Source organism: Streptomyces sp. NPDC005266, assembly GCF_040607655.1.
Classification (GTDB): Bacteria; Actinomycetota; Actinomycetes; order Streptomycetales; family Streptomycetaceae; genus Streptomyces.
The window spans coordinates 60,521-81,993 of the sequence record NZ_JBEXHC010000003.1; the positions used below are offsets into that span (position 1 = coordinate 60,521).

The window sequence follows — 21,473 nt, forward strand, 5'->3', positions numbered from 1 at the left end:
TCCTCTACACTTTCCGCACGCGCGTTTTTGTATTGTGAACAAAGTCAATGAGCGTAGTAGCCTTCCATGCAACACGGCCGCTGGGACGCCGACCAGCCCAGCCGGCGAAGACCTCGGAGACTGTTCGATGAGTACACCCAACGCCGTACCCGTCAGCCTGGCCGAGATCGCCCGGATCGCCGGCGTGGGGCGCGCCGCGGTGAGCAACTGGCGCCGCCGCCACACCTCGTTTCCCACCCGGATCGGCGGCACCGACGTCAGTCCGCAGTTCTCCCTGGCGGAGGTGGAGCAATGGCTGCGGGACAACGGCAAACTCAAGGACATCGGTCGTCGCGAGTTCCTCTGGCCGCGATTCGAGGCACTCGGCAGCAGAGACGAGTCGGGCTTGGCCGTCGCCGAGGCAGCCCGTCGGATGCGTTCTCCTCGCGCACGGACCTCGCAGTCCGAACTCTCCGCGGGCGCCCGGAAGCTGGTGGGTGAGGCGGCGAAGCTGGGGCGAAGCGAGGGGCCACGCGAGACCTTTGAGTTCCTGTTGCAACGGTGGCTCGAAACGCATGTACGGCAGCTCAGCACCACGCCCCCGCAGCTCGCCGCCCTGATGACCCGGATCGCCCTCGCGGTCCGAATGGGCGAGGACGATGAGGGACTGACCGTCTTCGATCCGGCCTGCGGCACTGGGCATCTGCCTGCCGCGGCGGCACAGGAATACGATGGGTCGGGCCTGGTGGTGCAGGCGTGTGAGCGGGATCCGGCTCTCGCCGCGCTGGCCTCCGCGCGGCTCGGATTCATCTCGGAGGACCGGGATGTCCGTGCGGAGATCGCTACGGCCGACGCACTGCGCGAGGATCCGTTCGCCGGGGCGCGGGCCGACATCGCACTCTGCAACCCGCCGTTCAACGAACGCGACTGGGGCTACGAGGAACTCGCCACCGACCAGCGCTGGACCCACGGACTGCCACCGCGGACCGAGCCGGAACTCGCCTGGGTGCAGCACCTGCTCTCCCACCTCAGGCCCGGCGGGGCGGCTGTCGTCGTCCTTCCGCCCGCCGTCGCGTCGCGCAAGGCCGGCCGACGCATCCGGGGCTCCCTGCTGCGTACCGGCGTGCTCCGAGCAGTCGTGGCCCTGCCGCCCGGCAGCGCACAACCGCACAGCGTTTCACTCCAGTTGTGGGTCCTGCGAGCCGCTGCGGACAGCACCGTCGCCGCCCTGCCCAGCCAGGACGCACTGCTCGTGGACGCCACCCGGTTCGCGAAACCCGACGCGCGCGAGCCGGGACCGGACTGGGACGCTCTCGGCTCTTTCGTCCTCTCCGCCCTGGACGCCCTCGACAGCCCTGACGACAGCCCGCCGGAGAACGCCATTCGTGTCTCTCTGCTCGACCTTCTGGACGACGAGGTGGACGTCACTCCGGGGCGCTACACCGCAGCGAGCGCGGAACCTTCCGGCCTCGAACTCGCTGCGTCCTGGAAGGAGTTGAGGACTCACCTGGCCGACCTGTCCGACCACGTGAGGTACCTGTCGGAACTCGGCCTCGAGGCCGAGACGCCGCAGACCACAGCCACGGTCGGAGACCTCGTCAAGGCCGGTGCCCTGACGTTGCGCGCCGGACAGCAACCGCCGGAGACCGCGGCCGCGCCCCATCGGGCCGCCCTACCGCTGCTCACCGTCTCCGACCTGCTGATGGACGGCACTCCCAGCGGACTGATCCCTGCCGACTCGGCACACGCCGTCGCCGAGGAAGGTGACGTCGTGATCGCCGGAGTCGTCCGAGCGTACAAGGCCTGGGTGCACGAAGGACCGCCGATGGCCCTGGGGCCCCAGCTCTACGCCTTGCGGGTGGACCCGCAGAAACTGGATGCCCACTTCCTCGCCGGCTGTCTGCGCGCCCCTGCGAACGGCCGCCAGGCAGGTACCCACGCCTCCAGTTCCTCCCGGGTCGACATCCGGCGTCTGCATGTACTCCAACTCCCCTTGGAGGGGCAGGTGGCGTATGCCGAAACCTTCCGTCGCCTCACGGCTTTCGAGGCTCTCCTCACCCGGGCTGACCGGCTGGGCAAGGGGTTGGTGAGCGACGTGAGCGATCGACTCGGCGCGGGTGGGCTGACCACCTGACGGCGTCACGGAGGTTCGTCCGCTGTTCGTGCCCCCTCGTCCGACCGAGATCCGGACCACTCACGGGCAGCCGCCCCACCAACGACAGCCAAGCCGCCATTCCTGCTGGTCAACCACCGTGCGGCAGGTGTACTACCATGAGACGACGAATCTGCTGGTCAGCTACTCGCCGACGAAGCTTGGAATCTCCTGATGCCCGAGGACGCCCCCCGGGTCGCGCTGACGCCCGCGGCCGCCGATCTGATCCGTCGACTGCGGGCGGACCACGGCCCGCTGATGTTCCATCAGTCGGGCGGCTGCTGCGACGGCAGCGCGCCGATGTGCTATCCGCTGGGCGAGTTCCGTACCGGCGCGTCCGATGTGCTGCTCGGGGAGCTGGAGGTGGACGGGGTCGAGGAGCCGGTGGGCTTCTGGATGTCGGCGTCGCAGTTCGAGCGGTGGCGGCACACTCATCTGACGGTGGATGTGGTGCCGGGCCGGGGCAGCGGCTTCTCCCTGGAGGCTCCCGAGGGCGTGCGCTTCCTGATCCGCTCCCGCCTGATGGACGAGGCGAACTCCAGCGACTCACACTGAAGAGGCCGGTGCGAGGGGGTGGTGAGGCCACCTCCTCGCGCCGTCAGCTGGCGTCGGCCAGGGCGAGGGTGTGCAGCCGCTCCGGGGGGCCGGGGCGGGCGTAGTACCAGCCCTGGGCGGTGTCACAGCCCAGCATCCGCAGATGCTCGGCCTGCACCGCCGTCTCCACGCCCTCTACGGTGACGGCCAGATCGAGCGTGTGGGCGAGCGAGACGATCCCCTCGACGATCTTGACGTCCACGGGGTCGGCCGGGGCCCGCTGCATTCCGCGGGTGAAGGAGCGGTCCAGCTTGAGCGTGGAGACCGGCAGCCGGCGCAGATACGAGAGGTTGGAGTAACCGGTCCCGAAGTCGTCGAGGGCGATGTCCACGCCCAGGTCGGCGAGTTGACGCAGCGGCCGCAGGGCGTCCTCGTCGGCACCGATGAGGTCGTTCTCCGTGACCTCCAGGCACAGTCCGCTGGGCGAGAGCCCGGAGTTCTCCAGCACGGCCACCGTGTCGGAGACCAGCGTCGGGTGGCTGAGCTGGCACGGCGAGAGGTTGACGTTGACGCGCAGCTGCTCGCCGTCGTTCTCCGCGGCGTCCAGCCAGTCGCGGGCCTGACACGCGGCCTGCTCCAGCACCCAGCGGCCGAGCGGCACGATGAGCCCGGTGTCCTCGGCGAGCGGGATGAACTGGTCGGGCCCGAGCACCCCGTGCACCGGGTGCAGCCAGCGCACGAGCGCCTCGGCGCCGCGTACGGTGCCGTCGGTGAGCCGTACCAGTGGCTGGTACTCGATGAAGAACTCGCCCTTCTCCAGGGCGGAGGGCAGCCCGTTGGTGAGGCTGTGGCGGGCGATCACCCGGGCGTTGGAGTCGGCGTCGGCGAGTTCATAGCGGTTGCCGCCCGCGGCCTTGGCCCGGTACATGGTGATGTCGGCGCTGCGCAGCACCTCGGCCCGGCCGATCTCCCCGGCCCGCCCGTCGACGACGCCGATGCTGGCACGCACCTGGAGCGTACCGCCGCCGACCCGAACGGGGTCGGCGAGCGCGGCGAGCATCCGGCGGGCCAGCGCGGTGCCGTCGGCCTGCGCCGAGACGCCGGTGACCAGGGCCAGGAACTCATCACCCCCGACACGGGCGATCAGCTCGTCCGTCGAGGTCACGCAGGTCCGCAGCCGCTCGGCGACGGCCTTGAGCATCTGGTCGCCGGCGGCGTGCCCGAGGCTGTCGTTGACGGACTTGAAGCCGTCGAGGTCCAGGTAGCAGAGGCCGAACGGGGTCGCGTCGGCGGCGGCGGCGAGCACGTCGTCGAGGCGTTCCAGGAACAGGGTGCGGTTGGGCAGTCCGGTCAGCTCGTCGTGGGTGGCCTCGTAGCGCAGCCGCTCCTGGAGCAGCCGGTGCTCGGTGATGTCCTCGGCGAGGGCGAGCTGATACTGGGGGGCTCCGGTGGAGTCGCGGAGCAGGGTGACCGTCAGATTGGTCCACAGCACGCTGCCGTCTTCGCGGTAGTGCGGCTTCTCGATGCGGAAGTGGTCGCGTACGCCGGTCACCAGCTCGCGGTAGAGCTCATGGGCGCTCGGTACGTCGTCGGGGTGGACGAACTCGGTGACGTTGCGCCCGGGGCGGAAGAAGTCCGCACCTCCGAACATCCGGGCCATGGCGTCGTTGACGACGAGTACTTCGCCGTCGAGACCCGCGATGCCGACGCCGATGACCGCACCCTGGAACACCGCCTGGAACTTGGCCTCGCTCGTGTGCAGCGCCTTCTCGGCCTCGGTACGGGCGGCCAACGCGGCCCGGGAGATGGCCGCTTGCTCATCGCGCTCGCGTTCGCGCAGCTCACGGACGAAGCCGGCGGCGAGCGCGTGCTGCAGCCGGGCACAGCGGGCGCGGGCCTCCTCCTCGCTCATCGGCGCCTCGGGCGGGCAGTGGAGCACCAGCTGCGCGTCGATGACGCCCAGGATGGCGGGGAGGGCGTCGGGTTCGGCGCACTGGGCGTCCACCAGCGCGGCCCCGACCTCGTAGGCGGCCGCCGTGTCGAAGGGGCGGGTGCGCAGCGCGGTGCCCAACCGGCGGGCCAGCGGCAGCAGATAGCCCTCGAACTCGTCGAGGGTCATGGTCGTGGCCGCGAGGGGATGGACGGCCCGGCTCCAGATGGCCGCGAACCGCCGTATCCGGTCGTTCCCGGGCCGGCCGGGGTCCCCGGCGCGGCCGCCCACGCCGCCGTCAGGTCTCGGTCCGCCCGGTTCCGAGGTCATATCGCGTGCTCCGCGGGGCAGCCTCCATGGGCCGCCGCTCCACCGCCTGTGGCGTCGATGTCCTCCGGCCGCCAGTCCACGTCGTGCACTTCCCTCGCCCTCTTCCGGCTTCCGGGGCGCCCTCGGGTCGGCCGCGTCCTCGGGGAAGTTGAGCACGACGAAGAGCGGCAGGGCAACCCGCTGCTGGGGCGAGATTACTGATCAACCGTCCGCCGGGGAAAGGAAGAACGGCAATCCACTGCCTCGATGCGGCCCAGGAGATGGGTGAAGCCGGGACAAGCCGGGCACCTGCCACCGGTACGGGGCGCTCTGCGCCACGGGTACGGAAAACCGGACCTCGATTCGGTCCATGCGGTGAAATGCCCATAAATGGGTACCCAGGGTGTGCACGAGAACATACCGGACGCATGGAGTGACCGCATGGCCCCACCAGGTGCCGCCCACGAGCTGCTGCTGCACCGCTGTCTGACCCTCTTCGACAGCTTCGACGGCGTCGACAGCCGGGACGAGGCGGAGATACTGCGCCAGGCGATGGCCCAGGTCGGCGCGGTGGTGCCGGGCCGCGCCGAGGCGGGCTATCTGCAGCTCGGCGGCGCTCTGGTCCGCTGCCCGCACGACGGCCTGCGGGCCACCGCCGCGCTCGACGCGCAGGTGCGGGAGCTGGCGGGCCGGGACGGGCCGGTGCGGTTTCCCCAGCGGGCCTGGGGATGGGCGTTCGGGCTGCGCGAACCGGGCGGATCGCGCGCCCCGAGCGGGTTGCGCGGCACCCTGGTGGTCAGCGCCCGCGACCGGCCGGGCGACGACGAGCGGTTTCTGCTGAGCGTGCTCGTGCGGCAGACCTCCGCGGCGCTGTCCGCCGCCGCCGCGCGCCACCGCGAACGGGTCCAGGCCGTGGAGCTGCGCCGGGCGCGGGACGAGCGGGAGGCGATACGGCGGCGGCTGGACTCTTCCCTGGCCGACCTCGGCCATCTGCGCGAGGTCCATGACGCCCTCGCCCGCGCCGCCGCCCGCGGCGACGGCGAGGAGGGCATCGTCCGGGCGCTGCACCGGGTCACCGGGCTGCCGGCCGCGTCCGAGGACCGGTTCGGCAATCTCCGGGCCTGGGCGGGCCCCGGGCGCCCCGATCCATACCCCAAGCCCGATCCGGCGCACCGTGAGGAGCTGCTGCGCGAGGCCGCCCGCCGGCCGCGTCCGGTGCGGGTGCGGGACCGGCTGATCGCGGTGGCCGATCCGCGCGGCGAGGTGCTGGGCGCGCTGTTCCTGGTGGACCCCGAGGGCCGGGCCGACGAGCGGGCCGTGCGCGCCCTGGACCAGGCCACGGCCTCGCTCGGCCTTGAGCTGGCGCACTCACGCGAGCTGGCCGAGGTGGAGCTGCGACTGCGGCGCGAGCTGGTCGCCGACCTGCTCGCGGGCGCGGACGACATGAGCGCGTACACCCGCTCCGAGGCGGTCGGCCACGATCTGCACGGCCCGCACCATGTGATCGCGGTGGGCCGGCCGGACGGCCCCGCGGACGAGTCCTTCCTGCGAGCCGTCGGCCGGGCCGCCGCGAGCCTCGGCATGCGGGCCCTGCCCACCCTGCGCGACGGCACGGCGGTCCTGGTCGCCCAGGGCGGGCCCGGTGAGCGGTCGCTGCACACCGCGCTGAGCCGGGAGATCGGCACGGACACCGGGGTGATCGGCGTGGGCGGCCGGTGCGACACTCCGCACGAGTTGCCCCGCTCCTACCAGGAGGCGCTGCAGGCGCTGGAGGTCCGCCGCCGCTCCCACACCGCGTACGGCACGACCTTCTTCGACGAACTCGGCCTCTACCGGATCCTGCGCACCGGCGAGGACCACCGGGAGGTCGACCGGTTCCTGCGCGAATGGCTGGGCCCGCTGCTGGACTACGACTCCACGCACCGCACGGCCCTGGTGGAGACCCTCTGCCAGTACTTCGACCGCGGCGGCAACTACAGCGAGACGGCGGCGGCACTCGTCATCCACCGCTCCACCCTGCGCTACCGGCTGCAGCGCATCCGCGAGATCAGCGGCAGCGATCTCGCGGACGTGGACAGCAGGCTCAACCTCCATGTGGCCACCAGGGTCTGGAAGCTGATGCGCAGCGCGCCCGAATAGCGCGGGACGTCGCCGGGCACCCATGGACGCACATGATGGAGGTGGGATCCGCGTGAGCGAGAAGCACAAGGCCATGGCGCGCACCCTGCTCGACCGGCATGGCACCACCTATGCGGCCGAGGCCGGGATCACCCTGCGGAACACCCCCGGCCCCCTCTACCAGCTCCTGGTGCTCACTCAGTTGCTGTCAGCCCGGATCAAGGCGGACATCGCCGTGGCGTCCGCCCGCGCCCTGTTCGAGGCGCGAATGCGCGATGCCCGGAGGATGGCGGAAGCCGACTGGCAGGAGCGCGTCGACGCGCTGGGCAGGGGCGGGTACCGCCGCTACGACGAGCGGACCGCGACCCAGCTCGGCGAGGCCGCCGAGCTGGTGCTGCGGGAATACCGGGGGGATCTGCGCCGGATGCGGGAGGCCGGGGACCCCAGGAAGCTGCTGCGGGACATCCCCGGCATCGGACCCTCCGGTGTCGACATCTTCCTGCGGGAGGTGCAGGGCGTCTGGCCGGAGTCGGCCCCCTACTTCGACCGCAAGGCGCTGGACGGCGCCGAGCGCGTGGGGCTGCCCCAGTCCCCCGGCGAGCTGGGGCGGCTGGTGGATCGGAGAGACCTGCCCCGGCTGGCCGCGGCCCTGGTCCGGGTCGCGCTCCACGAGGACGCAGCAGCGGAGGTGCGGGCCGCCGCGTGACGGCACGCCGGCCCGCTCCCGGTGCCCTGGAGCCTGTCGATGGCCATCGCCGAACAAGGCGTCCTGCCCGCCATGCGCGACACCGCGCCCATCGCGCTGGGTACGCGGATCGAGGGCGGACGCCTCGAACGGCTGAGACCTCGGGTGAGAAACGGCCGAGACCTCGGGGTGAGAAACGGCTGAGACCTCGGGGTGAGAGGTGACGGAACTGGCATGGTTGAGGGCGCCACCCAAAGGAGTGGCCCCCTCAATGCCCATGTGCCCGACGCTTACTGGTGCCGCGAGGGGCGGGTGCGGGGCAGCAGGATGGCGACGACCACCAGCCAGACCAGCCCGCCGAAGCGGACGACCGGCAGCAGGAAGCTGAACGGGTCGGCCACCAGCGAGAGCATGGAGACCATCCCCGCAGCGGCCAGCACCAGCCCGGTCCAGGTCAACGGGCGCGGCAGCAGGCGGGTCATCAGCCCGGTCACCGAGACGCCGGAGATGAGCATCGCGAACGTCACCGAGTAGGCGACGCCGCCCGACAGGAACGACAGGTCGGCCAGCGCGCGGGCCAGGGCCGGATCGGCGTCCCTGGGCAGCCGGCCACCCGCCCAGCCGACAGCGCACTGCCGCTCAGCGCCGCAGACGCCAGGACCCCGCCAACCATCGTGATCGCAGAGCCAGGCGCGGTGATGCCCAGCGCCCGCAGCCGCCGGTAGAGAACCGCCGCCACGAGCGCCAGCGGCGTAGCGGAGGCGAACAGCAAGAGAGAGCCCAGCTCGATGGCCGAGGTACTCATGGACGCACTCGCTGGCGTCGACATCAGCGAGCTCCAAGACGAGTACACCGCCGCGCTCAACAGTCTCGTCGACGCCAAAGCATCCGGAGGTGAGCTTGCGGTGCGGCCCGAGCCGGCGCCATCAGTCGACCTCATGGCCGCGTTGGAAGAGTCCGTGCGAGCGGCACAGCAAGCTCGGAAGGCGAAGGAGTAGACGACACGCTCGATAGTCACGGATTGGTGACTTCCCCTCACATGCCCCTTCTGTAGCCACAGCTGTCCACTACCGTCATCCCACCCGAAACACCCAGGGGGGATCATGAGCAACCCGTACACCAGCCCGCCACCACCAGCAGCCGCCAGACCCGCACCCAGGTGGGCCCGCAAACGATACGTCCTACCCGCTCTCGGACTGCTCTTTTTCCTCGGCATCGGCGCCGGAGCCAGCGGCGAGACGAAGAGCTCAAAGGACGACACGAAGCAGGCGGCAGCCGCACCGAAGCCAGGCCCGACAGTCACCGTCACCGCGACCGTGACCACCAAGCCGAAGAAGGCGAAGCCGGCGCCCACCGTCACGGTCACCAAGACCAAGACCGTGAAGGTCACGGTCACCGCTCAGGCCCCGGCCGCCAACGACTCGTCAGACGACGACTCAAGCAACTCGGATGGCGGGTCCGCCTACTACGCGAACTGCTCCGAGGCCCGGGCGGCCGGTGCCGCTCCCATTCACCGCGGCGAACCCGGATACGGATCCCACCTCGACCGCGACGGCGATGGAATCGGCTGCGACAGCTGACATCCCAGACAGCACGACGCCTCCTTGCCGAAGCGAGGGGCCCACTTTCGTGTTCAGTTCTACGACTGCCTCTACACCCGGGCGGATACGCTCTTCGAGCTCCCCGACGCGGTGCTGTGCTCGGAGGGCCCGGTGACGTGGCTGGTCGAGTTGACGCTCACCGCCGAGCACCGGCGCGGACACGGAGCGATGTACGACGCGGTCAATCACGGCTGGCTGGAGCCGCGCCGCCTGCGCAGGCTGCTTGCCTGGAGAGGTCGGGGCCTTCAGTCGTCCGTCAGCGGACACCGACGCTGGCCAGTGCAGCCCGCTGAGCTGCAGAAACCTTAGCGGGGAAGTAGAGGTAGCAGACGCCGCCGGTGCCGGAAACGACCTTGCCGTCGGCATTGTACCGCTTCGGCGCATGCCCCATCCGCCTGCGGAGGTGAGCCCTGCGATCGTCGAGGACTGTTCAGATCTCCTCGAGCGACGCGCCGTCGTAGAACTTCCCGGCCTTGTAGACCATCGGGTCCACGCTGGAGACCTCCAGATAGCGGATTCGGGCGACGATAACCACATGGGTCTTGGCCCGGAAGCGCTCCTTGATCTCCGCCTCGATCGAGGCGGATGCCCCGCGGATGAGCGGAGACCCCGCCGGTGCGGTGTGCCAGTCGAGCCCGGCGAACTTGTCCTCGGCCTTGGAGGCGAACCTGTCCACCACCGCCCGCTGCGTGTTGGCGATGATGTTGATGCCGAGGTGCCCGGACTCGAAGAGCGAAGGGTAGGTCGACGACGTCTTCTGCACACACACGACCACCAGCGGCGGATCCAGCGATATGGGCATGTAGGCGCTGACGGCCAGCCCGCGGGGTCGACCAGCGGAGTCGCTGGCCGTCACCACCGTGACACCGGTCACGAACTTGCGATTGAACTCCTTGAGCTCCTCGATGCTGGGCCCCTCATCGGGCTCGCCGACGCCGGCGTGTGTCCCGGCTGGCTCGCATGCCGACTCCAGCCCTGGCGCTCCCAGGTCGGAGAGCATCTCGACGCTGGGGTCCCACGTCACGCGCTCGCGGATGATCCGGCCCTCGCGGAGCGCTCCCTGGATCGCGCCTCGGGCCTGGAGAGTACGGCCTGTCGGGGGGACGTCGCCAAATGCGTTGATGAACGTCCCCGTAGCCGACCAGAAGATCGCGAAGTCGTCGCCGTCCACGACGATCATGTCCACTGTCGTCTGCAGGTTGGGAATGGCGGCCCGCATGTCGCGGACCTGGCCCTTCAGCTCGGCCAGTCCCGAGGTACGCCCCAGCCCGGCGTTCTCCAACGCGTAGTCGGGATGGACAATCTCGTCCAGGGCATCAGAGTCCCCGTGGTTCCAGGCAGCATCCCAGGCCGAACGCACCAGGTCTTTAAAGTCCGACATCTTCTTCCACTCCTCGTTCTGCCTTGGGAAAGGCGGTCGACGTGACGGTTCCCGAACCGGACCCGCCAATGCTGCCCGTGTGGCTGTTGCTCAACGACATCAACCTCCTGCACTCCGACAGCGGGGGAAGGGCAGCAGACCTGCCGTCAGGGGCCCAAAAGGAGGGCCCGGCGAGGGCCTCCCGCCTCGACGCCCCGGCTGCGGCCAGCATGGACGCGAATACCGGCGCGTAGCAGGGCTCGGGCTCGCCCCCGCGGGACTCGATGCAGCTGGAGATGTACTCGGTGCCGAGAGGTCGCGCGCGGGCGTAGACATGTTGGCCGACGAGCCTGTCGTCGGCCAACAGTCGTCGGCCAACAGTCGTCGGTCTGACAGGCCGTTGGTCGCGGGCATGAGTCCGGTCTGCAGGGCCCCGCTGTTCAGCCCAGCAGCTTGCCGCGGTAGCCCCAGCGCGACGGCTCGACACTGTGCAGGATGACGGTCGTGTCGTTCCCCGCGTCCTCGCCCAGGACCGAGGCGACCGCATGGGTAAGCGCCTCGACCATCTGCTCGCTGAACTTCTCGTCGTCGAAACGCCTGTTGAAGAACGAAGCTTCGATGTGAGCCATTGTTCTCTTTCTCCTTCTCTCGTGGTTCCAAGGTGGGAGGACCGTCGGGCCTGGTGGGTCGGCCTCGGTCGTGTCGCTGGTCGATCAGGACCCGTCGGACCGGGTCGGGTATTCAGCTGCCCGGAGGTCGAGCACCTCCGATACACCGCGCAAATAGCCGCTGAGGTCACGCCCAGCCCGCACGACGTGCCTGATGTTGGAGGGCTGGGCCAGGCGACTGATGTCGGTAAGCACGTTCCCCTCCACGACGACGACATCTCCGACGGCACCGGGCCGCAGTGAACCGAGCTCCGGTCGGTCCAGCAGCGACGCCGCGTTCGCCGTAGCGGTGGCGAGCGCTTCGTCGGTGGACATGCCGTGCTCCACGTACAGTTCGAGCTCTCGAGCGTGCGCCCCGAACGGGCACAGGGTCCCCGAGGAGTCGGTGCCCATCACCACCCTGACCCCTGCCTCGCGCGCCAGTGCGAACGACTCGAGGGTCCGGTCGTGTGCGTCACTGAGATCAGCCACCCCCTGTGCGGTCAGACCACGGAGCGTCCCCTCCCGTTGGCACCAGTCGTTGAAGGACATCGTGGGGACGAGGAAGGTCCCACGCTCAGCCATCTCGGCCGCCATGTCTTCCTCGAGGTACGAGCCGTGCTCGATGGAGTCGACACCTGCCGCGAGGCTGCGCCGGATGCCTTCCGCGGAGAGTGCGTGAGCCGCGACCCGCAGGTCCAACTCGTGGGCTGTCTCGACGATGGCAGTCAACTCGGCAGCACTGTAATTTGGCCAGCTCGGCCGTTCGCCCTTCGACATCCCTCCGCTGGCCATCACCTTGATGAAGTCCGCACCGGCCTTGGCGTGGAGCCGCACCAGCTTGCGGCACTCGTCGATGCCGTCCGCCGTGTCCCACTGCTCCCGCTGTGTGTACGGCGGGTAGAACAGATCGCCGTGACCGTTTGTCATCGTGATCCACCACGGCGCGACCAGCAAACGAGGTCCGACGGCCAGCCCTTCATCGATGAAATCGCGAAGCTGGATCTCTCCGGCGCCGCGGTGCCCCATGACCCGCAGCGTCGTGAATCCGGCGGCGAGCGATCGGTGGGCGTTCCGCAGCCCGTGCAGCAGCTTGCCCGGCTTGCTCACCTGGCCGCGGAAGACATCACTCGCAATCACGTGGTGGTGATCGGAGTTGGTCGTCAGGTGGACGTGTGCGTCGATCAGGCCGGGCAGGACCGTGCAACCCGCGGCGTCGAGACACGGGGTCCCCTGCGGCACCTTGCCGTCTACCCTTGGCCCTGCGTAGACCACCGTGCCCGCTCGGATGTGGACGAGCCCGTCTTCGTGGTGCTCACCCGGCCCTGACCAGACCACGCCGCCCTCGATGGCGATGTCGCCGGGTGTCACCGCAAGTCCAGGAAGGTCTCTGGATCCGACATGTCTGTTCCCCTCAGAACGTGTGGTTTCTTCCACCGAAGACCGCGCTCACGGAGCCGTCGGTGAATATCCTGCTGATCGTGTCCGCGAGCAACGGGGCACAGGAAAGCACCTCGATCTTGGCGGGGGCACCTGCGCGGAGCGGGATTGTGTCCGTGACGACGACCCGCTCGAACGGTGACGCGGCAAGTCGCTCGAACGCAGGCCCGCTGAAGACGCCGTGGGTCGCCGCGGCGAGCACTCGACGAGCCCCCGCGCGCATGAGCGCCTCTCCTGCTGCGCACAGCGTGCCCGCCGTGTCGATGATGTCGTCGACCACGATCGCCGTCTTCCCGCGGACATCACCGATGACGGTGTTGATCTCGGCGACCTGCTGCTGCGGCCGCTCCTTGTCCAGAATTGCCAGGCCGGCCCCGGTCTGGGTGGCGAACTGCTTGTTGAGCTTCACCCGGCCCGCATCCGGAGCGACGATCACCAGGTCGTCGCCGAGGCCGGCGAAGTAGTCACCGAGGATACCCACGGCGGTCATGTGGTCCACCGGGATGCCGAAGAAACCCTGCAGCTGGCCGGCGTGCAGGTCCATCGTCAGCACGCGGTCGACACCCGTCGCCTCGAGAGCGCGCGCCACCATGCGCGCCGAGATCGGCTCGCGCGGAGCCGACTTCTTGTCCTGCCGCGAGTACCCGTACCACGGAGTCACTGCGATCACGCGGTGTGCGCTCGAACCGACGGCAGCGTCCGCCATCACCAGGAGCTCCAGGAGCGAGTCGTTGGCGTTGACACCGGTCTCGGGGTTCGCGCACATCGGCTGGACGATGAAGACATGCGCCCCTCGAATCGATTCTTCGAACCTGCTGTAAACCTCTCCGCTGGAGAACGTCTTGAGTGTCACTTTGCCGAGCTCGATCTTGAGGAGCTCGGCGATGGCACCCGCCAGCGGCGCGTTGGAGCGACCCGAGAACACCATGAGCCGCTTGTCGGAATCCGCCTGCAACGACGCGTTCATGAAATCACTGGTCCTTCGGTGCCAACGCCTGCGCGACTGTCCGACTCTCCTGTACTGTGCATGCTCTGATTCATGAAGTAGAAACCTTTCTACTCGGGTCAATAAAAATCACTGATAGCCCACCTGAATCACGTGTTCGTACTGTCGGCGCTCGCCAGCACCACGTCGATCGTTGGCGCACTCGGCATGCTCGTGCGCGCTCCCGCCGACTCGACCGACAACGCCGCAGCCACCACGCCGCGACGAGCCGCACTGGTGACGTCCTCCCCCGCTGCCAGGCTGGCGGCGAACACGCCGTTGAAGGTGTCGCCGGCGCCGGTGGTGTCGACCACCCGACGTGCCGAACCAGCCGGGATCCGGGTGCTGACTCCGTCAGCACCACACGAGAGCACACCGTCGGCACCCAACGTGACGACCACCGGCGCCCTGGTGTGGGACGCCACCGCGGCCGCCATCATCTCCACCGGCGGGTCTCCGTGCTCGCCGAGCAGACGGTAGAGGTCTCGCAGCTCACCCTGGTTCGGCGTGATGATCGGCGCGAGCTTGAGGAGCTCTCGGATGCCGGGCATGACCGGAGCCGGGTTGAGCACGCAGAGCCAGCCCTGTGCTGTCGCGGCCTCGACGGCGGTGGCAACTGCCGCCACCGAGATCTCGGTGCTGACCAGGACGCAACCCGGCCACCCGCTCGCTCGCTCCACCGCGGTGCTCACGTCCTGGGCAGCGACCGCGGCGTTTGCGCCTGCAGCTACGGCAATCTGGTTCTCGCCGACGGAATCCACGACGATGAGGGCAGCTCCAGTGGCGGATCCCTCCTTGATCACGACGTCGGTGACATCGATCCCTTCGGCACGCAGCTCGGCCAGCGCAGTCATCCCGAGCTCGTCACGTCCGACGGCGCCGACATAGCGGACATCGGCCCCCGAGCGCACCGCCGCGACAGCCGAGTTGCCGCCCTTCCCGCCGCCGTGACGCTGCAGGTCGGCCCCCACGACGGTCTCCCCTGGCCCCGGCAGCTTGGGCGCGGTGACGACCATGTCGACATTCAATGCTCCGACGACCAGCAGCCGGCCGCTCATGCCTCGTCCACCGGTCTGCACACCGACTCTCTCAACTGCACCTTCGTCTCCAGTTCGGTCATCGTGTCGACCTCGCGACCGTGCACCGCCACCGAGACCAGGGCGTCCCGGGACGAGGTCGGCTCCGTCACTCCAGACTCGTCGCGCGCGTGCTCAAGCAGACGAACCGCGTCGCGTACCCGCCGCTGGCGCTCGGGCGCGACCGGTCCTGAGTCGTTCAGCACGTGGCTGACCGAGCTCGACGACACCTGGGCGTTCGCCACCGTGTCCTTCATGATGGGGCGCCGCTGATGGGGATCTGTCACGTCACTCCGGCCAAACTCTCGGCACCTGTTCGGCAAGCGTCCGCGCTGCCTACGCCTGTGCGGTCCACGAAAGCATGGCCGTCCACATCCCGGCATAGTGCGGCCAGTCCAGGAACTCCGGAGGTGCCCAGTGCGGAGCGAGATCGGAGGCGAACGCAGCCGTCCGGCCCTGGCCGTACTCACCGACGACCAGCATCGGATCCTCGCCCACCCGCGCCACGACGGTGGCGTCTGGCTTCGCCATGAGCTTGTTGTAGCCGAGCAGGTGCGGCCAGTCGGACGGCGTGCCGCCGAGGACCGGGTGATCGGGCTCGCAGACCTCCACCTCGACGCCCTCCGACCTCTCGACACGGTCGTCATACGGCAGCATCGTCACCGGCAGCGGCTCGGCAAGCGGGCTCATGCCGTATCGGCCCTTACCGTCGATCCCGGTGAAGGAAAGATACCCCCCGACCATGACCAGGCCACCGCCTCGCTGGACGAAATCCGCCACCAGGCCGAGCCGGTTTGGCGACTTCTCCGACCTCAGGAAGGACTCGTCGGGCAGCAGGAAGGAGTTGGATCCGATGTCGGAGATGACGACTACGTCGAACTCGTCGAGCTCCTCCGCCGAGCGGGGGAACCGCAATGTGATCTCGTGGCCCCGGACGTAGCTGACGTCGAAGCCTGCGTCATCGAGGCAGTCAAGGAAATACCCCGCGCCCTCTTCGTACTCGGTCGAGTGGAACTGGTCGAAGCCCTTCATGTGGATCGTGTGCTTCACCCACGACTCTCCCACGAACAGGACCTTGATCGACGACCCGGTAACGCTCATCAGTTTGGACTTCCTTGCTCTGATTGCTTTCTGGTTGATGCAGCGAGGAGTTGGCGACCCATCGCGTACGCCTCGCGAATGTCGGTCCCCACGTAGCTCGTCGCGGCCAGTGGCGCCAAAGTGGGCGTCGGGTTCACCGCGACCGTGTGCGAGAACGCCTTGAAGAGCCCCACGTCGCTGGAGGAGTCCCCGTAAACCACACAGTCATCCGCGCTCAGGCTGCGAGCAGCGAGGGCCGACTCGGTGATCGCCACCTTCTCTTCTGGCATCAGCGTGGCTGAGTCCCCCAGCGGGCTTCCCAACTCCACGGCCGAGCCGTAGGTCTCGTCGGCTCCCCAGAGCTCGAGCCCGCGGACGAAGAACGTCGGCGACTGGGAGATCACGATCACCTCCTCACCGCGAGATCGGATATCTGCGAAGGTTCCGGCGATCCCTTTCATCCAGGGCGCGTTCTGGAACGCCTCGTCGAGGTCGGCAGCGGTTGCGCCTTTGCAGATGTCGAGGAGTCGCAACCAGAAGTCGGTGTCCGAGATCTTCTCCTCGACCCACTTCTTCTCGATTTCCCGCCCAGCCTTGAGCTGGCCCATCTGACGGGCCAGTTCGATGGTGGCGGTGCTCCTCAGGAGGGTGCCGTCCATGTCGAAGACGTGGAGGCAACCGACGGCAGCGGTCTCAGCGGAGTTGTTCACTTTCCCAGCTGCTCTTCGGATGAGGAGAGACGCGGGTTCTGGTCGAGCACTATGGTCTTGTTCTCCAGGTACGGGAGCAGACCCGCGACGCCACCCTCACGCCCGATCCCCGACTGCTTGAAGCCCCCGAAGCCGATCCCGAAGTCCGCCCGGTTGCCGTTCTGTCCGACAGTCCCAGCGCGCAAACGCCTGGCCACCTCTCGGCCACGTGCCGCGTCACGGGTGAACACAGCAGCATTGAGGCCGAACACCGAGTCGTTCGCGACACGGATCGCGTCCTCCTCGTCCGCCGCAGCGATGACTGAAATCACTGGTCCGAAGATCTCCTCCCGGGCGATCCGCGAGGAGTTGTCGACATTCCCGAAGACCGTCGGCTCAATGAACCAGCCCCGGTTGAGATCCTTGGGTCGGCTGCCACCGAACGCGAGAGTCGCTCCTTCGTCCTTGCCGATCTGGACGTAGCCTTCGACCCGCTCACGCTGCCGCTGTGAGGTCAGCGGCCCCATCTCGACGCTGGGGTCGAACGGGTTCCCGACCTTGATCCGAGAGAACCGGTCAGCGAGGGCCTCGACCATCTCGTCATGCCGATGGCGAGGCACAATGATCCGGGTCAGCGATGCACAGATCTGGCCGGAGAGAAAGCATGTACCGCCGGTCAGGCTGTCCGCCGCCTCGGCAATGTCCATGTCCTCGAGGATGACGGCCGCCGACTTGCCCCCGAGCTCAAGTGTGTATCGCCCGATGCGCTCGGCCATGATCCCGGCGATCCTCTTACCGACCTCCGTGGAACCGGTGAAGGTAATCTTGTCGACGCGGTGATCGCTCACCAGCGTCTCGGACGCCTCCCTGTCGGCGGTGAGCACGTTCACAACACCCGGGGGGAGCCCGACCTGTTCGGCGATCTCCGCGATCACGTACGCGGCCCCTGGAGCCTCGGGGGACGCCTTGACGATCACCGTGCACCCGGCGAGCAGCGCGGGGGCGAGCTTGTACGCGATCAGATGCATCGGCGTGTTCCACGGGATGATCGCTCCGACGACGCCCACGGGCTCGCCGACAATCATCCCGAAGCCTTCACCCGAGCTGGTGGGTGCCTCCTGCTCGAACGGGTACCGATCGCCGAGATCGGCGTAGTAGGTGAACGCCGCCGGGACCTCCTCCATGACAGCCGGCACCACGCGGGCGATGACGCCTGACTCACGTGGCCACAACTGGACCATGTCATCGACGCGCTCAGCAACAGCCTGGGCAATGGCGCGGAGGTATTCCGCCCGCCGGGTCGGCGACATCCGTGGCCACGGACCTTCGTCAAAGGCTCGGCGAGCCGCTCCCACTGCTCGTGCGACATCCGCCGCTTCGGCCTCAGCGACAGTGAAGTACAGCTCCTCCGTCGAGGCTTCGACCACGTCGATCGTGTGGTTCGTCGACGGGTCGACCCACTTCCCATCGATGTAGAACTTCTCTGAGTTCGCGATGGGCGATCCTGTTGTCTTGGTCGTCATGGGAATCGTTGACCTCCAAATGTTCGGCTGCGGCAGTACTCGTGGTTGTCATCAATTGCCGACCGGACCTTCATCGCATCGCACCCGTTCGGCGGTGGAGCACCGTCTCCGCGGTCGAGTACCGCCAGCGGGCGGCCTGAGGGTGTGTGACTGCGGGGTCAGACAAAGTCTTTCAGCACCTCGTCGAAGAGTGCGGAATCGACTACCCGCCGGCGGATGGCTTGGTAGAGCGGGCCGTTCTCCTCGCGAGTGGCCAGCGCTGACGCCCAGTCAGGATCCGCGAGGAATGCCCCCCACTTACGCTCCAGCTCAGCCAAGTCGGAGAACCTCATCGTGTAGACGAGTTCGTTGAAGGAGTTATCACCGATGGTGGTGCAACCCGCCTGGGTAATCTCCATCCTGTGCTTGCGGAAGAGTGGGATCACGACTGACCTGAACAGGTCGACGACATCTCCCAGCCGACCCGGCACCGGGACGTACTCGCGCACCTCGTAGATCACCTTGCTGATTTCCTCTGCTGTCTTCGAGTTCTGACCCGTCACGGCGGAGGACGGTGGTGCCGCCCTCTTGTCCCGCTCACGGCCTCAGATTCACCGGCGGAACGAGCGACGCTAGTCAGCGAACGCAGGAAGGACCTCGGCAGCCATCATCTCCATGTTCTTGATGATCGCGTCGGTGGGCATGCCGACCGCGATGAGGCATGCCAGGTGGTCCACTCCCATCCTCTCGTAGGCCTTGAACCGCTCGATCATGCGATCAGGCGTGGTGAGCACCGGGTCGGCGTACTTCTCTTGCAGGTTGTCCTTGGAGAAGGAGTGCTGTTCAGGCCGCATATTCCCGCGGTGCACGAAGTCACGGCTCTCGCCCACGTCGCGAGTGGCGAGGCGGCCTTCGCGCGTATCGACGGTGCCGGGGCCCTTGACCAGCGCCATATAGTAGTTGTACTCATTCACCACGTCATCGAAGTACTCCAACGCCTCCTCCTCGGTGCGACCGACCCAGGTGTGGCGGAGCACCATGACCTCTCCGCGAGGATTCCCGGTCTTGGCGATCTCGTCGTTGTAACTCTCGATCAGTTCCTCCAGGTCGCCGTATGGCTCGAAGTTGCCGTAATTCGGCGCCGTGATCAGGTTCAGGCCCTGTTGGGCGACCCTGCGGACACCGTTGGTGCTCTGCGATGCGACCCAGATTTCGGGGTGCGGCTTCGTCGTCGGCTTCGGAACCAGGGTCGTCGGCGGGAACGAGAAGAACTGACCGTCATAGGACACGTCGTCCTCGGTGAAGAGGCGACGGACGATCTCCAGCGCCTCTTCGTACAGCGCACGTTGGTTCTCCGGCTTCACCCCGAGCCGGTCGAGCTGGAACCGGCTGCCGCCGCGTGCCACACCGATGCCGATTCGCCCCGGCGCGAGATGATCCAGGAGGCTCATCTCAGAGGCGACCAGGAGCGGATTGTAGGCCGGCAGGACGACAACGCCCGGGACGATCCTGAGCCGCTCGGTCCGCGCTGCTGCAACCGCCGCGAACATCATCGCCGAGGGATTGCTCACGTAGTTCTGGAACTGGTTCTCGTTGATCGTGATCCCCTCGAAGCCGAGCTCCTCGGCGGCATCGACGATCCTGATCATGCTGTCCAAGACCTCTGACCAGGGCCGAGTCATGTCCGGGTAGAAGAACGGAGCCGTTACCCAGAATTTCATTGCCATCGTGCACTCCTCAACTGTGTTCGCTCTTGACCAGGGGCCGGAAACGGTTGCCGACGCGCCCGGCCCCAGTCATCCACGGCAACGTTCGGAAACCACGATGCCCGGGACGGCATCATCCACGCCCCGTGCATCTGTGGGTTCAGGTGGCGACCGGCTCCACGGCCGGAGTGGTCTCCAGCATCGGAGCGATCCAGCTCTCGTACCACTTCTGCGGCACCGGTTCCTCGCTGGCGGCAACCAGCTCCGAGAAGTCCCATTTCTTCAGGAGCTTCCCGTTGCGGAAGACGGGCTGGAGGAGGTTCTGCTCGGGGGCGACCGAGTCCCGCGGGACTGTCTTGTACTCGCCGTTCTCCTTGATGAGAGCCAGTCGGCCGGCCTTCGACACCTTGAAGTCGGCACCGGTCGGGGATTTGGAAATGTTGCGCCACTCGCCGTCGACGCAGACGGCGTTGGCCTTCTGGCCGAAGTTCATCGTGTCGCGGTTGACGTGCTGAAGCAGACCGCCGCCCATGCCGAAGACTGCGTTGTCTGCGGCCAGACCACGGCGTTCGAGCTCGATCAACACGTCTCGGAGGCTCGTCGCTGTGAGGCCGTCTCCCTGGACGACCCGGATGAACGGAGGCAGCAGCTTGAAGCCCTTGCTGTTGGTCTCGTAGCCGAAGGAGTCCATCAGCCACTCGGTCGTGTCGGCCGTCACCTGCACGACGTCTCCGGAGTCGGGGCGCGCTCCCACGAAGCCGGGGAACTTCTGGACCATCTCCTTCAGCTCACCGCCGAGAATGTTCTTGACGCAGTTCTCGTGGTCGTAGGTGTCGGTGAGGACCAGCGCGACACCGTGGTCGCGGTGCGTCTCCAGCATGTTCCGGATCGCCTCGACCTCATGGTCGCGGCCCCAGGCTGTGAATCCCGCGTGCTCGGAGTTCGGGCCGGAGTTGGACGGCGCGACGGCGTTGTACCAGCGCTTCGCGGCGAGGATGCCTGGCGTTGTGTCGCTCTGGTTGAAGTTCACCAGGTGCGCCATGCCCCCGAGTGCAGCAGACTGCTGCGAGCTGACACCGCGTGCACCGTAGTCGTGGAGCATGAAGCGCACGAGGTGCTCGTTGTCGGAGGTGCGCTCAAGGGCCGTCCGGATCACCTGCTTCGTGAGCCAGCTGATGGTGCCGACCGATGTCGGGTACCACACTGCACGCAGCAGTGCCGTCTCGAAGAAGCTGGTCGCCCAGTAGTACTTCGGGTCGGTGTTGACGAGCTGCACGAGGACGTTGCGGGTGGGGAGGACCGTGCCCTCGGGGACTGCCTCGATCTCCACCGGCAGGTAGCCGCCGTGGTCGTTGATGACGCCCAACCAGTTCTGGCGGTTGAAGTGCATCCCCTGCTCACGCATGAGGTACTCCGCCGCGTCGACATCCTCCAGCGTCACCGGGCGCATGAGGTAGTCGCGTATGAAGGCCTGGAGGCCGACGAACATGGTCACGGGGTACGTGCCGCCGCGGGACTCGATGTACGACGAGATGTACTCAGTGCCCGGCGGGTACAGCGGATAGTGGCAGTGCTTGTAGTTGTCGGTGTTGATGATGATGTTGTCGAACTGCTCGCCCAAGGACATCGGTTGCACCCTCCCTCTGGGTGGCCCTCTGACGGCCGAGTCGGCCGCAGCGG

General features: G+C 67.9%; 21 protein-coding genes and 1 pseudogene. 8 read left to right on the top strand and 14 right to left on the bottom strand.

Going from position 1 to position 21,473, the window contains the following annotated elements:
* Window positions 1-127: 127 nt before the first annotated feature.
* Both ABZU99_RS06585 and ABZU99_RS06590 read left to right on the top strand, forming a co-directional pair.
* On the top strand, window positions 128-2,113 hold the full coding sequence (locus ABZU99_RS06585) for an N-6 DNA methylase (RefSeq protein WP_355941415.1): 1,986 nt from the start codon (window positions 128-130) through the stop codon (window positions 2,111-2,113).
* A 192-nt stretch (window positions 2,114-2,305) separates the two neighbouring features.
* Entirely contained in the window at window positions 2,306-2,686 is a 381-nt protein-coding gene (locus ABZU99_RS06590; RefSeq protein WP_355941412.1) for a DUF779 domain-containing protein, read from the top strand.
* Window positions 2,687-2,729: 43 nt separating this feature from the next.
* On the opposite strand, the gene ABZU99_RS06595 is transcribed toward ABZU99_RS06590, so the two are convergent.
* Window positions 2,730-4,925 carry an EAL domain-containing protein gene (locus tag ABZU99_RS06595; protein ID WP_355941409.1) on the bottom strand — a complete coding sequence of 732 codons (2,196 nt, stop codon included), beginning with the start codon at window positions 4,923-4,925 and terminating at the stop codon, window positions 2,730-2,732.
* Between the two features lie 420 nt (window positions 4,926-5,345).
* On the opposite strand from ABZU99_RS06595, the gene ABZU99_RS06600 reads away from it, so the two are divergent.
* Genes ABZU99_RS06600 through ABZU99_RS06610 form a run of 3 tightly spaced genes read left to right on the top strand, consistent with a single transcriptional unit; the run spans window position 5,346 to window position 7,911 of the window.
* Window positions 5,346-7,043, top strand: coding sequence for a helix-turn-helix domain-containing protein (locus tag ABZU99_RS06600; protein ID WP_355941407.1), 1,698 nt, complete (start codon window positions 5,346-5,348; stop codon window positions 7,041-7,043).
* 46 nt (window positions 7,044-7,089) lie between these two features.
* Entirely contained in the window at window positions 7,090-7,728 is a 639-nt protein-coding gene (locus ABZU99_RS06605; RefSeq protein WP_356043877.1) for an endonuclease, read from the top strand.
* A gap of 39 nt (window positions 7,729-7,767) precedes the next feature.
* Entirely contained in the window at window positions 7,768-7,911 is a 144-nt protein-coding gene (locus ABZU99_RS06610) for a hypothetical protein (RefSeq protein WP_355941404.1), read from the top strand.
* 86 nt (window positions 7,912-7,997) lie between these two features.
* Here the strand turns inward: ABZU99_RS06610 and ABZU99_RS06615 are convergent, their stop codons facing one another.
* The gene (locus ABZU99_RS06615; protein WP_355941401.1) at window positions 7,998-8,234 is read right to left on the bottom strand and encodes a hypothetical protein; all 237 of its coding nucleotides are present in this window, start codon (window positions 8,232-8,234) and stop codon (window positions 7,998-8,000) included.
* Between the two features lie 261 nt (window positions 8,235-8,495).
* Between ABZU99_RS06615 and ABZU99_RS06620 the strand changes: the two genes are divergently transcribed.
* From ABZU99_RS06620 to ABZU99_RS06630, 3 genes and pseudogenes are all read left to right on the top strand, one after another.
* Window positions 8,496-8,705, top strand: a complete 210-nt coding sequence (locus tag ABZU99_RS06620) for a hypothetical protein (RefSeq protein ID WP_355941398.1) — start codon at window positions 8,496-8,498, stop codon at window positions 8,703-8,705.
* Between the two features lie 318 nt (window positions 8,706-9,023).
* Window positions 9,024-9,287, top strand: coding sequence for an excalibur calcium-binding domain-containing protein (locus ABZU99_RS06625; protein WP_355941395.1), 264 nt, complete (start codon window positions 9,024-9,026; stop codon window positions 9,285-9,287).
* Between the two features lie 24 nt (window positions 9,288-9,311).
* Window positions 9,312-9,536 (top strand): annotated as a pseudogene (locus ABZU99_RS06630) (transposase); the annotation flags it as partial.
* A 202-nt stretch (window positions 9,537-9,738) separates the two neighbouring features.
* On the opposite strand, the gene ABZU99_RS06635 reads toward ABZU99_RS06630, so the two are convergent.
* From ABZU99_RS06635 to ABZU99_RS06690, 12 genes are all read right to left on the bottom strand, one after another.
* Window positions 9,739-10,689 carry a flavin reductase gene (locus tag ABZU99_RS06635; protein ID WP_355941392.1) on the bottom strand — a complete coding sequence of 317 codons (951 nt, stop codon included), beginning with the start codon at window positions 10,687-10,689 and terminating at the stop codon, window positions 9,739-9,741.
* Window positions 10,690-11,108: 419 nt separating this feature from the next.
* Complete coding sequence (locus tag ABZU99_RS06640) at window positions 11,109-11,297, bottom strand: tautomerase family protein (protein WP_355860036.1); 189 nt, start codon at window positions 11,295-11,297, stop codon at window positions 11,109-11,111.
* Window positions 11,298-11,381: 84 nt separating this feature from the next.
* Window positions 11,382-12,686 carry an amidohydrolase family protein gene (locus ABZU99_RS06645; RefSeq protein WP_355860034.1) on the bottom strand — a complete coding sequence of 435 codons (1,305 nt, stop codon included), beginning with the start codon at window positions 12,684-12,686 and terminating at the stop codon, window positions 11,382-11,384.
* 43 nt (window positions 12,687-12,729) lie between these two features.
* A complete protein-coding gene (locus tag ABZU99_RS06650; RefSeq protein WP_355941386.1) occupies window positions 12,730-13,722 on the bottom strand; it encodes a ribose-phosphate pyrophosphokinase in 993 nt (330 codons plus the stop codon).
* 128 nt (window positions 13,723-13,850) lie between these two features.
* Entirely contained in the window at window positions 13,851-14,798 is a 948-nt protein-coding gene (locus ABZU99_RS06655) for a ribokinase (protein ID WP_356043477.1), read from the bottom strand.
* Window positions 14,795-15,073, bottom strand: coding sequence for a hypothetical protein (locus ABZU99_RS06660; protein ID WP_355941380.1), 279 nt, complete (start codon window positions 15,071-15,073; stop codon window positions 14,795-14,797). The genes ABZU99_RS06655 and ABZU99_RS06660 overlap by 4 nt, the downstream gene beginning before the upstream one ends.
* Before the next feature lie 79 nt (window positions 15,074-15,152).
* Window positions 15,153-15,917, bottom strand: a complete 765-nt coding sequence (locus tag ABZU99_RS06665; protein ID WP_355941377.1) for a glutamine amidotransferase — start codon at window positions 15,915-15,917, stop codon at window positions 15,153-15,155.
* Window positions 15,917-16,606, bottom strand: coding sequence for an HAD-IB family phosphatase (locus ABZU99_RS06670; protein ID WP_355941374.1), 690 nt, complete (start codon window positions 16,604-16,606; stop codon window positions 15,917-15,919). Before ABZU99_RS06670 ends, ABZU99_RS06665 begins: the two co-directional genes overlap by 1 nt.
* A complete protein-coding gene (locus tag ABZU99_RS06675; protein WP_356043481.1) occupies window positions 16,603-18,108 on the bottom strand; it encodes an aldehyde dehydrogenase in 1,506 nt (501 codons plus the stop codon). Before ABZU99_RS06675 ends, ABZU99_RS06670 begins: the two co-directional genes overlap by 4 nt.
* 158 nt (window positions 18,109-18,266) lie before the next feature.
* Window positions 18,267-18,650, bottom strand: coding sequence for an NIPSNAP family protein (locus ABZU99_RS06680; RefSeq protein WP_355941368.1), 384 nt, complete (start codon window positions 18,648-18,650; stop codon window positions 18,267-18,269).
* A gap of 69 nt (window positions 18,651-18,719) precedes the next feature.
* Window positions 18,720-19,814, bottom strand: a complete 1,095-nt coding sequence (locus tag ABZU99_RS06685) for an LLM class flavin-dependent oxidoreductase (RefSeq protein ID WP_356043484.1) — start codon at window positions 19,812-19,814, stop codon at window positions 18,720-18,722.
* A gap of 139 nt (window positions 19,815-19,953) precedes the next feature.
* Window positions 19,954-21,420 (bottom strand): nicotinate phosphoribosyltransferase, encoded by a 1,467-nt coding sequence (locus ABZU99_RS06690; protein WP_356043487.1) that lies wholly within the window; start codon window positions 21,418-21,420, stop codon window positions 19,954-19,956.
* Between the last annotated feature and the right edge of the window lie 53 nt (window positions 21,421-21,473).